10 protein-coding genes are annotated in these 9,974 nt (G+C 73.6%); 6 read left to right on the forward strand and 4 right to left on the reverse strand.

Features of this window, described 5'->3' with window-relative positions; all coding sequences use genetic code 11:
- The first annotated feature begins 62 nt into the window (after positions 1 to 62).
- Genes ABGB14_RS38650 through ABGB14_RS38665 form a run of 4 tightly spaced genes read left to right on the forward strand, consistent with a single transcriptional unit; the run spans position 63 to position 4,727 of the window.
- Positions 63 to 1,127, forward strand: a complete 1,065-nt coding sequence (locus ABGB14_RS38650) for a glucose-1-phosphate thymidylyltransferase (protein ID WP_347648816.1) — start codon at positions 63 to 65, stop codon at positions 1,125 to 1,127.
- Positions 1,124 to 2,860: an acetyl-CoA carboxylase carboxyltransferase subunit alpha gene (locus ABGB14_RS38655; RefSeq protein ID WP_347648817.1), complete on the forward strand. Its 1,737-nt coding sequence runs from the start codon at positions 1,124 to 1,126 to the stop codon at positions 2,858 to 2,860. The genes ABGB14_RS38650 and ABGB14_RS38655 overlap by 4 nt, the downstream gene beginning before the upstream one ends.
- Positions 2,860 to 3,378 (forward strand): acetyl-CoA carboxylase biotin carboxyl carrier protein subunit, encoded by a 519-nt coding sequence (locus tag ABGB14_RS38660; protein WP_347648818.1) that lies wholly within the window; start codon positions 2,860 to 2,862, stop codon positions 3,376 to 3,378. Before ABGB14_RS38655 ends, ABGB14_RS38660 begins: the two co-directional genes overlap by 1 nt.
- Positions 3,378 to 4,727, forward strand: a complete 1,350-nt coding sequence (locus tag ABGB14_RS38665; protein WP_347648819.1) for a biotin carboxylase N-terminal domain-containing protein — start codon at positions 3,378 to 3,380, stop codon at positions 4,725 to 4,727. The genes ABGB14_RS38660 and ABGB14_RS38665 overlap by 1 nt, the downstream gene beginning before the upstream one ends.
- A gap of 125 nt (positions 4,728 to 4,852) precedes the next feature.
- Here the strand turns inward: ABGB14_RS38665 and ABGB14_RS38670 are convergent, their stop codons facing one another.
- The 4 genes from ABGB14_RS38670 to ABGB14_RS38685 are packed head-to-tail and all read right to left on the reverse strand — an operon-like array spanning position 4,853 to position 8,437.
- On the reverse strand, positions 4,853 to 5,308 hold the full coding sequence (locus ABGB14_RS38670) for a DUF1772 domain-containing protein (RefSeq protein ID WP_347648820.1): 456 nt from the start codon (positions 5,306 to 5,308) through the stop codon (positions 4,853 to 4,855).
- Positions 5,309 to 5,314: 6 nt separating this feature from the next.
- Positions 5,315 to 6,310, reverse strand: coding sequence for an acyltransferase domain-containing protein (locus ABGB14_RS38675; protein ID WP_347648821.1), 996 nt, complete (start codon positions 6,308 to 6,310; stop codon positions 5,315 to 5,317).
- A 9-nt stretch (positions 6,311 to 6,319) separates the two neighbouring features.
- Positions 6,320 to 8,170 (reverse strand): asparagine synthase (glutamine-hydrolyzing), encoded by a 1,851-nt coding sequence (gene asnB, locus ABGB14_RS38680; protein ID WP_347648822.1) that lies wholly within the window; start codon positions 8,168 to 8,170, stop codon positions 6,320 to 6,322.
- A 9-nt stretch (positions 8,171 to 8,179) separates the two neighbouring features.
- Complete coding sequence (locus ABGB14_RS38685) at positions 8,180 to 8,437, reverse strand: phosphopantetheine-binding protein (RefSeq protein ID WP_347648823.1); 258 nt, start codon at positions 8,435 to 8,437, stop codon at positions 8,180 to 8,182.
- Between the two features lie 150 nt (positions 8,438 to 8,587).
- Here ABGB14_RS38685 and ABGB14_RS38690 point away from each other — a divergent pair, with 150 nt between their 5' ends.
- Both ABGB14_RS38690 and ABGB14_RS38695 read left to right on the forward strand, forming a co-directional pair.
- Positions 8,588 to 8,728 (forward strand): hypothetical protein, encoded by a 141-nt coding sequence (locus ABGB14_RS38690; RefSeq protein WP_347648824.1) that lies wholly within the window; start codon positions 8,588 to 8,590, stop codon positions 8,726 to 8,728.
- Positions 8,729 to 8,750: 22 nt separating this feature from the next.
- Complete coding sequence (locus ABGB14_RS38695) at positions 8,751 to 9,950, forward strand: cytochrome P450 (RefSeq protein WP_347648825.1); 1,200 nt, start codon at positions 8,751 to 8,753, stop codon at positions 9,948 to 9,950.
- Positions 9,951 to 9,974: the final 24 nt, after the last annotated feature.

Here is a 9,974-nt window from a genome sequence, read left to right on the forward strand (position 1 = left end):
CGCTCCTCCAGCGGCGCCGGGCAGCCTGCGCTTGTCCATGGCCTCGTCAGGCAGGAATATCCATGAAGGCTCTCGTCCTTGCGGGTGGGCGGGGAACTAGGCTGCGGCCCCTCACCCACACTGTCCCCAAGCAACTGGTGCCGGTGGCCAACAAGCCGGTGCTCTTGTACGGCCTGGAAGCCATCAGAGAGGTCGGCATCACCGAGGTCGGCGTGGTCGTGGGCGACCACGGCCCGGCCATCCGCGACGCGCTCGGCAACGGCGGCACGCTGGGGCTCGACATCACCTACCTGCACCAGCACGCCCCCCTGGGCCTGGCGCACTGCGTCATGTTGTCCCAGGACTTCCTCGGCAACGCGGACTTCCTGCTCTACCTCGGAGACAACGTCATCATCGACGGGCTCGGCCCGCTGATCGACGCGTTCTGGCACTCGCGGCCGGACGCCATGGTGATGACCGGCAAGGTCGCCAACCCCTCCGAGTACGGAGTGGCGCAGGTCGGCCCCGACGGCGTCGTCACGGGGCTGGAGGAGAAACCCGCCGACCCGCGCAGCGACCTGGCCCTCGTCGGCGCGTACGTCTTCACCCCGGCCATCCACCAGGCCGTGCACAGCGTCAAGCCGAGCTGGCGGAACGAGCGCGAGATCACCCACGCCATCGAGTGGCTGATGCGCAACGGCTGGCGGGTCGAGGCGCACCTGCACGGCGGCTACTGGAAGGACACCGGCCGGGTCGAGGACCTGCTGGAATGCAACCGGGCGGTGCTGGACACCGCCGAGCGGTCGATCCGGGGTCAGGTGGACGCGTCCTGCGAGATCCGCGGCCCGGTCGTCATCGAGGAGGGCGCGGAGGTCAGCGGCTCCCGCATCACCGGGCCCGCGGTGATCGGCTTCTCGGCGGTGGTGCGCGACAGCCGGATCGGGCCGTACACCAGCATCGGCGCCGACTGCGACATCGTCGGCGCCACCATCGAGAACTCGGTCGTGTGCGAGGGCAGCACCGTGCGCGGCAGCCTGCGCGACTCCCTCATCGGCCGGCAGGCCAGGGTGAGCGGTGACTTCGGCCGGCCCACGTGCCTGGTGCTCGGCGACCACAGCGAGGCCAGGCTGTACGGGAGCGCGTCATGACCGTCACCCTCGAAGCCACGTGGCTGATCTGCCCCGGCTGCTCCGACCTGGTCTTCCGCCCCAAGTACGAGCGCGCGCTGCGGGTCTGCCCCGGGTGCGGGCACCATGCCAGGCTCACCGCCCGCGAGCGGCTCGACTGCCTGCTGGACCCCGGCTCGGAGAAGCCGGTCGAGACCGCACTGCCGGCCGACGACCCCCTCGGCTTCGCCGACACCCGGCCCTACGCCGAGCGGCTGGCCGCCGCGCGGGCCGCCACCGGGCTGCGCGAGGCCGCCCTGTGCGCCACCGGCACCATCGAGTCCCACCCGGTCGTGGTGGCCTGCCTCGACTTCGCGTTCGTCGGCGGCTCGCTCGGCTCCGGGGTCGGTGAGCTCGTGACGGTCGCTGCGGAGAAGGCGCTGGCCGAACGCGTGCCGTTGCTGATCGTGACGGCCTCGGGCGGGGCGCGGATGCAGGAGGGCGCGCTGTCGCTCATGCAGATGGCCAAGTGCAGCCAGGCGCTGGCCCGGCTGGACGAGGCGGGGATCCTCACCGTCGCCCTCGTCACCGACCCGACGTACGGCGGCGTGGCGGCCTCGTTCGCGACGCTGCCCGACGTGCTGGTCGCCGAGCCGGGGGCGCATCTGGGGTTCGCCGGGCCGCGCGTCATCGAGCAGACCATCCGGCAGCGGTTGCCGGAGGGGTTCCAGACGGCGGAGTTCCTGCTGGCGCGCGGGCTGATCGACGCGGTGGTGCCCAGGCCGGCCCTGCGCCGCGCCCTGGCCCGCCTCCTGGCGGCCGCCCGCCCGGACGCCACGGGCGGCCCCGCGGGCGGCCCCGCGGGCGGCCCTACGGGCGGCCTGTCGAGCGGCCTGACGGCTGCCTCGGCCGGCGTACCGGCACGGCCTGAAGCCGACGGGCTCGTACGGGATCCGTCGGTCCTGCCGCGCCGCACCCCGTGGGACGTGGTGCGGCTGGCCAGGGAGCCGGCCCGCCCGACCACCCTCGACTACGCCGGTCTGCTGCTGGAGGACTTCACCGAGCTACGCGGCGACCGTGCGGGCAGCGACTGCCCGGCCATCGTGGGCGGCATCGGACGCCTGCGCGGCAGGGGCGTGATGCTCATCGGCCACCAGAAGGGGCACGACACCCAGGAGCGCGTGAAGCGCAACTTCGGCATGCCGAGCCCCGCCGGATACCGCAAGGCGGCCCGGCTCATGCGGCTGGCCGCCAAGCTCGGCCTGCCGGTGCTCACGCTCGTGGACACCCCCGGCGCCTACCCCGGCATCGAGGCCGAGGAGCAGGGCCAGGCGTGGGCCATCTCCGAGAACCAGCGCCTGATGTCCGCGCTGCCCGTGCCCGTGATCACCGTCATCACGGGCGAGGGAGGCAGCGGCGGCGCGCTCGCGCTGGCGGTGGCCGACCGCGTGCTCGCCCTGTCCAACGCCGTCTACTCCGTGATCAGCCCGGAAGGGTGCGCCGCGATCCTCTGGAAGACCGCCGAGGCGGCCCCGCAGGCCGCCGCGGCGCTCGGCCTGGACGCCCGCGAGCTGCTCCGGCAGCGCGTCGTCGACGCGGTCATCCCCGAGCCGGACGAGGGGGCGCACGTCGCCGCCTCGCGTACGGCCGAGCGGATCCAGGCGGCCGTACGGCAGGCGTTCGAGGAGCTGGCCCCGTTGCCGGTCGCCGAGCTGGTCGAGGCGCGGCGGCGGCGCTTCCGCAGTTTTGGCGCCCCTTCGTCCGAGGAGACGTGATGTCCGACCACGGAGAGCTGATCGAGACGGTCCAGCGGCATGCCGCGGGGTTCATCGACGCCATCGGCGGGCCGATCCGCCGCCTGAAGGTGACGGTGGGCGAGGTGAGCCTGGAAGCCGAATGGGCCGCCCCCGACGGCCAGGACCTGCCTGTGGAGCAGCGCCTTTCGGCGGCGAACGGCACGGCCGTCAACGGGCGGGCGCCGGACGGCGCCGCGCGGGCCGCCGTCACCGTCACGGCGGCGGCGCACGCCTCCCAAGGCGCCGCGGCCCCGGCGGGGCAGGTCATCCCGTCGCCCATGGTCGGCACCTTCTACCGCTGCGCCGAGCCCGGAGCCGAGCCCTTCGTCAAGGAGGGCGACCTGGTCACCGCGGGACAGCAGGTCGCGATCCTGGAGGCGATGAAGATGATGAACCCCGTCCACGCGACCACCGCCGGCCGGATCACCCGGATCCTCGCCGAGGACGCCGCCGCCGTCGAGTACGGGCAGGCGCTCTTCGCCCTGGAGGAGAGCTGATGTTCGGCACGGTTCTGATCGCCAACCGCGGGGAGATCGCCCTGCGGGTGGCCCGCACCTGCAAGGAGATGGGCATCCGCACGGTCGCCGTCTACTCGTCGGCGGACGAGGACTCCCCGGTCGTCCGCGTGGCCGACGAGGCCGTGCGGATCGGCCCGCCTCCGGCCAAGCGGAGCTACCTGTACGCCCCCGCCGTCCTCCAGGCCGCCCTCCAGACCGGCGCGGAGGCCATCCACCCCGGCTACGGCTTCGTGTCGGAGGACGCCGACTTCGCCGAGATGTGCCGGGCGGAGGGGCTGACGTTCATCGGATCGCCGCCGGAGGTCCTGACGATGCTGGGCGACAAGGCCGAGGCGCTGCGCGTGTTGTCGGCCGCGGGACTGCCGGTCCTGCCGGGCTCGCACCGTCCCCTGTCCAGCGTGGGGGAGGCCGTCGAGGCGGCGGCCGGCATCGGCTTCCCGATCATCGTCAAGGCGCTGTCGGGCGGGGGCGGCCGGGGCATGGCCATCGCGATGCGGCCGTCCGAGCTGCCCGAGGCGTACGCGCAGGCCCGCAACGCCGCCCGGGCCGTCTTCGGCGACGAGCGGGTCTACCTGGAGCGCTACGTCGAGTCGGCCCGCCACGTCGAGGTGCAGGTGCTGGCCGGGACGAACGGGCAGGTCCTGCACCTGGGCGCGCGCGACTGCTCGGTGCAGCGGCGGCGGCAGAAGCTCATCGAGGAGACTCCGGTGCCCGGCCTGCCCGAGGACGTGGCGGCCGGGCTGTGCGAGCGGACCGTCGAGGCGGCCCGCGCCGTCGGCTACGTCGGGGCGGGGACGTTCGAGTTCCTGCTCGACGACGCGGGCGAGTTCCACTGCATCGAGGTCAACTGCCGGATCCAGGTCGAGCACCCGGTCACGGAGCTGGTCACGGGCGTCGACCTGGTCCGCGAGCAGCTCCATGTGGCCGCGACGGGCGCGCCCGGCATCACCCAGGACGACGTACGGCTCAACGGCGCGGCCATCGAGTGCCGCATCAACGCCGAGGACCCGGCGCGGGGCTTCCTGCCCACGCCGGGCACGGTCGACTCGCTCGTGCTGCCGGGCGGGCCGTTCACCCGCGTGGACGACCACGTACGGCCGGGCATGCGCGTCTCGCCCTTCTACGACCCGCTGCTGGCCAAGGTCAGCGTGTGGGCGCCGGACCGCGACCAGGCCATCGCCCGCATGGAGCGGGCGCTGTCGGAGTGCGCCGTCACCGGCGCCGGCATCAGCACCACGACCGGGTTCCTCGCGGGTCTGCTCGCCCACCCGCTCTTCCGCGACGGCAAGCACACCACGGCGCTCGCCGAGACCGTGGAGCCCGTCTGACCTCTCACCCCGGAGGACGCCACCGGCCCGGCTCGCGCGGCATGCCTCGCGAGCCGGGCCGGTCGGTTGAGGTGGAGGCGCCGTGGACGGTCCGGTCAGAGCCCGGCCGGTCGAGAGCGGCGCGGTCAGGTGAGCGCGACGCCCACGCTGTTGGCCGTCAGGGCGGCCACGGCCAGCGTGGTCCGCAGGAGGTGGAAGGCCCGCCAGCGCGGCCGCGGATCGGCCCAGTCGGCCGGGACGGCCTCAGGGTCCATCTGCTTCAGCACCCGGTTGATCGGCACGTTGCACAGGTGCGAGACGCCCGCGACCCCCAGCATCAGCACGAACGTGACGCCGAACAGCGCCCGCGCGACGGGCGGCCCCGGCAGCAGCGCCAGGGCCAGGTCGCCGGCCGCCGTGCCCAGCACCAGGATCGGCATGACCGGGTCCCAGTTACGCCCGAGCAGGCCCGTCGTGTAGAGGTAGCGGTCGGCGGGCATCGCCATCAGCGCCGGCACCACGCTCAGCGCCACGGCGAACAGCACCCCCGCCACCATCCCGCTGCCCACCAGCACCGCCACGGCCAGAGGGGAGATCAGCATCGGTCATCACACTCCTTCGCCCACCAGTACGTCCAGCTCCTCCATCGCCGCCTTCCACCCGGCGAGCGTCCCGTCGGCGGATGCGGGCAGCGGCGCCAGCACGGTGCTGCGGCCCGAGCGCACGGCCGCGTGCCGGCGCGCCGGCATCGACAGGCTCCGCCCGGGACCGGCCTCCACCAGCGTGTGGTCGCCGCCGGTAAGCAGCCCGTCGAGCGCCGCCCAGAACAGCACGGGCCGGGCCAGCTGCCCGGCCCAGAAGCCGGGGGAGAGCGCCTGGGCCCGGGTCACGGGCAGGCCCGTCGCGGTGGACCTGATCGGCACCCGAGGCGGCGCCAGCGGCACCCCGGCGAACCCTTCGGCGAACCGCTCCGCCGCGCCCAGCACCGCCGGGCAGTGGAAGGCCTGACGCGACGGCACCCGCCGCGTCGTCACGCCGCCTTCCGCCAGCTCGCCCGCCAGCTCCGACAACCACGGCTCCGGCCCGGCCACGACGGTGTGACGGGGCCCGTTGACCGCGGCCACGGCCACGCCCGCCGCCCGGTACCGCAGGCCGATCCTGGCCTCCAGGTCGTCGGCGGCCACGCCGGCGCCGAGCATGCCGCCGGCGCCGGTCGCCGCCATCGCCCGGCTGCGCGCCGCCATCAGCCGTGCCGCGCCCGCCAGGTCGAACACCCCGGCCAGGCAGGCCGCCGCCAGCTCCCCGACGCTGTGGCCGAGCAGCGCGGCCGGTCTCACCCCGCGGGCCAGCAGCGCCGTGCCGAGGGCGTACCCGATGGCGAACAGCAGCGGCTGGGCGCGCGAGGCGTCGTCGAGGGGGACCCGGGGGTCGTCGCCGAGCCAGTCGGCGCGCAACCGGCCCCCCTCCTCTCCCATGAGAGCGAAGAACTCGTCCATGGCGGCGGTGAACTCCGGCTCGGCGCCGTACAGTTCCACCGCCATGCCGGGGTGCTGCGCCCCCTGGCCGGGGAACAGCAGCACCACCGGGCGACTCGGCTCGGGCATGTGCGCCTCTCAGTAGTCGAGGGTGACGTCATATTCGGTGAACCACCTGGTCAGCCAGAGCGCCATCTCCAGGCTGCCCCGGTCGTAGGGCCGGCTGACGTGGCCGGCCGGGCGCCGGACCGCCTGCTTGACGCGGTCCGGGTCGAGCAGCCCGGCCACCAGGCGCTCGCCGCCCGCGGTCAGCTCGCCGAGCTCGTCGCGCAGGGCCTGCTCGTACGCGGGATCCTGCGTCGCCGGGTACGGCGTCTTCACCCGGTCCCGTACGACCTCCGGCAGCAGGTCGCCGACGGCCGCCCGCAGCAGGCTCTTCTCCCTGCCGTCGAACGCCCGCATCTCCCACGGCACGTTGAAGACGTACTCGACCAGGCGGTGGTCTAGGAAGGGCACCCGCACCTCCAGGGCGTTGGCCATGCTCATGCGGTCCTTGCGGTCCAGCAGCGTCTGCAGGAACCGGGTGAGGTTGAGGTAGGTCACCTCCCGCATGCGCCGTTCCAGCCGGTCCTCGCCCGGCAGCACGGGCACCTCGGCCAGCGCCTCGTGATAGCGGGCCAGCCGGTGCTGCTGGATGTCGAGCTTCTCCTTCAGCTCGTCGGCCAGCAGCGACAGCCCGCCGAAATACCGCGCCGAGCCCGGCGTGAGCCAGGGGAAGGTGTCGGCGTGCACGGCCGCCGGGTTGGAGAACCAGCGGTAGCCGCCGAACAGCTCGTCGGCGCCCTCGCCTGACAGCGCGACCGTGGAGCGCTCGCGCACCGCACGGCAGAGCAGGTACAACGACGGCCACATGTCGCCCCAGAACGCGGGCGGCTGGTCGTTGGCCCGCAGCACCGCCGCCCGCACCGGCTCGGCCACCAGCTCGTCGCTGTTCAGCCGCACCTCGCTGTGCTCCGCTCCGACGTGCGCCGCCAGCGCGCGGGCGAACGGGGCGTCGGGCGCGCCGCGTACCGCGTCCGCCTGGAACGTGTCCTCGGCGCCGGAGAAGGCGACCGAGAACGACCGCACGGGGCCTCGCCCCGAAGCCGCCAGCCGGTCGGCGGCCAGCGCCGTCAGCGCGGACGAGTCGAGGCCGCCCGACAGCAGCGTGCAGACGGGCACGTCGGCCTGGAGCTGCCGGCCGACGATGTCCTCCAGCAGCCCGCGCACCGTGGCGACCGTGGTGTCGAGGTCGTCGGTGTGCTCGCGGGCCTCGATCGACCAGTAGCGGTGCTTGGTCAGGCCGCTCCTGCGCAGGCGTACCAGGTGGCCGGGGCGGACTTCGTACATGCCGGACAGGACCGCCCGCTCGGGCGTCTTGACCATGTCGAAGACCTCGCGCAGGCCATCGAGCCCGACGCGCCGCGGCACCTCGGGGTGGGCGAGCACGGCCTTGGGCTCCGAGCCGAACAGCAGCCCGGAGCGGGTCGGATGGTAGTAGAGGGGTTTGACGCCCATCCGGTCGCGCAGCAGGACCAGCTCCTGCGTGCGAACGTCCCACACGGCCAGGGCGAACATGCCGTTCAGCCGCTGCGCGAAGCCGGCGCCCCACCGCAGGTAGGCCTGGAGCACCACCTCGGTGTCGCTGCTCGTGCGGAACCGGTGGCCGTACGAGGCCAGCTCGGCGCGCAGCTCCCGGTAGTTGTAGATCTCCCCGCAGAACGTCACCGCCGCCAGGGTCCTGCCGTCCTCCTCGGCCGACATGGGCTGGTGGCCGCCGGCCAGGTCGATGACCGACAGGCGGCGGTGCCCGAGCAGGGCGTGGCGGTCCTGCCACAGGCCCTCGTCGTCGGGGCCTCTGCGGCTCATCGTGGCCGTCATCGCCCTGGCCGTCGCCGTGTGGCGGGTCAGGTCACGCGAGAAGTCCACCCAGCCGGCGATTCCGCACATGCGTGCTCCTCAGGACGTGCCCGCCAGGGCCTGGTTGACCGTCTTGAGCAGGTCCGCGGGCGTCTTGGCGCCGCCGACCTCCTCCTCCGAGATCTCGAGCGCGTACTCCCGCTCGATGGCGCTGACCGTGTTGAACAGAGCCAGCGAGTCGTAGCCGAGGGCTTCGAAGGTCGTGTCGAGGATGTCGCCGTCCAGCTGGACCGTCTCGTCCTCGCCGGCGCTCTCGCGGAGCAGCCGCACCAGCGTGCCGATAGTGATCTCCCGCATCTTCGCCCCTTGTCTCACGGAGAGCTGTCTGTGGCGAGCACTGTCGTACGGCGCGCTCGACGGACGTTGGACGGCGGCTCGACGGGCCGCGCGCCCGCGCTCCAGCCGGGCTCGAGCGAGACCACAGACGGCGCGGTCACGGTCGGCACCATGAGGTTGCCCTTAGGCGAATGGCTGCGCGCCTACGCCCGCGCCTGGGCGGAGCATCCGCCCCTGATCTTCTACCAGCCCCACATCTGGGACGACCGCCCCGACCCGGACGATGACCGGACCGACACGGTGAACCGGTGAACCTCGCCGCGAAGGAGACGCCATGACGACAGAAGCACCACCCCCGACCTTCCCGTTCACCGCCGCCGACCCGCTGGAGCCGCCCGGGGAGTACGTGCGGATGCGCGCGGACGGCGCCCCCACCCGCATCACCCTCCCGTCGGGCGACCCGGCCTGGCTGGCGACGCGGTACGAGGACGTGCGCGTCGTGCTCGCCGACCCGCGCTTCAGCCGGGAGGCGATCACCGCGCCCGGCGCGCCCAAGGTGTTCCCGATCGCCAGGGGCGCCAAGTCCATCATCGTGATGGACCCGCCGGAGCACAGCAGGCTGCGCCGCCTGGTGTCGTACGCGTTCTCCGTGCGGCGCATGGAGCAGCTGCGCCCGCGCGTGGAGGACATCGCCCAGGGGCTGGTGACGGCGATGGAGAAGGCGGGACCGCCCGCCGACCTCGTGGCCGGCGTCACCCAGCCGCTGCCCATCATGGTCATCTGCGAGATGCTCGGCGTGCCGTACGAGGAGGTGGACCAGTTCAGGACGTGGACCGACCTCATGCTCAGCTTCGACGCCGGCCGTCGCGACGAGGTCATCGAGGCCCGCGACCGGCTCAACGCCTACCTGGCAGAGCTCATCGCCGCCAAGCGCAGCCGGCCGACCGACGACCTGCTCATGGTGCTGATCAACGCCAGGGACGAGGGCGACCGGCTGTCGGAGGAGGAGCTGGTGGCGTTCGCGTTCACGCTGCTCGGCGCCGGCTACCACGCCACCACCGCCGCGATGACGCACGTGATGCTGCGGCTGCTGCGCCATCCCGAGCAGATGCGGGCGCTGCGCGACAAGCCCGAGCTGCTGCCGGAGGCGGGCGAGGAGCTCCTGCGGTTGTCGCAGGCCGGCGGCGGGGTGGGCGCGCTGCGCATCGCCACCCAGGACGTCGAGCTGGGCGGCGTCCTCATCAGGGCGGGTGACGCGGTGCTGCCGTCCACGACGGCCGCCAACCGCGACCCGGGGGTCTTCTCCGACCCCGACGCCTACGACCCGGCGCGGGAGCACAACCACCACATCACCTTCGGCCACGGCATCCACTACTGCCTGGGCGCGCAGCTCAGCAGGATCGAGCTGCGGATCGTGCTGGAGACGGTGCTGGGCCGCTTCCCCGGTCTGCGGCCGGCGGTGCCCGAGGAGGAGCTGGAGTGGCGTACGGGCACGTCGTTCGCCCGGCCGGAGCGGCTGCCGGTCACCTGGTAGGGAACCCTGGCAACACGGCGGGGG

The organism is Nonomuraea sp. B10E15, from assembly GCF_039871615.1.
GTDB lineage: Bacteria > Actinomycetota > Actinomycetes > Streptosporangiales > Streptosporangiaceae > Nonomuraea.

Excerpts from the sequence above, each read along its gene's own strand:
- ABGB14_RS38685 (WP_347648823.1), bottom strand. The coding sequence starts at position 8,437 with ATGCGGGAGATCACTATCGGCACGCTGGTGCGGCTGCTCCGCGAGAGC.
- ABGB14_RS38690 (WP_347648824.1), top strand. The coding sequence starts at position 8,588 with ATGAGGTTGCCCTTAGGCGAATGGCTGCGCGCCTACGCCCGCGCCTGG.
- ABGB14_RS38675 (WP_347648821.1), bottom strand. The coding sequence starts at position 6,310 with ATGCCCGAGCCGAGTCGCCCGGTGGTGCTGCTGTTCCCCGGCCAGGGG.
- ABGB14_RS38650 (WP_347648816.1), top strand. The coding sequence starts at position 63 with ATGAAGGCTCTCGTCCTTGCGGGTGGGCGGGGAACTAGGCTGCGGCCC.
- ABGB14_RS38665 (WP_347648819.1), top strand. The coding sequence starts at position 3,378 with ATGTTCGGCACGGTTCTGATCGCCAACCGCGGGGAGATCGCCCTGCGG.
- ABGB14_RS38660 (WP_347648818.1), top strand. The coding sequence starts at position 2,860 with ATGTCCGACCACGGAGAGCTGATCGAGACGGTCCAGCGGCATGCCGCG.
- ABGB14_RS38670 (WP_347648820.1), bottom strand. The coding sequence starts at position 5,308 with ATGCTGATCTCCCCTCTGGCCGTGGCGGTGCTGGTGGGCAGCGGGATG.
- ABGB14_RS38695 (WP_347648825.1), top strand. The coding sequence starts at position 8,751 with ATGACGACAGAAGCACCACCCCCGACCTTCCCGTTCACCGCCGCCGAC.
- ABGB14_RS38655 (WP_347648817.1), top strand. The coding sequence starts at position 1,124 with ATGACCGTCACCCTCGAAGCCACGTGGCTGATCTGCCCCGGCTGCTCC.
- asnB (WP_347648822.1), bottom strand. The coding sequence starts at position 8,170 with ATGTGCGGAATCGCCGGCTGGGTGGACTTCTCGCGTGACCTGACCCGC.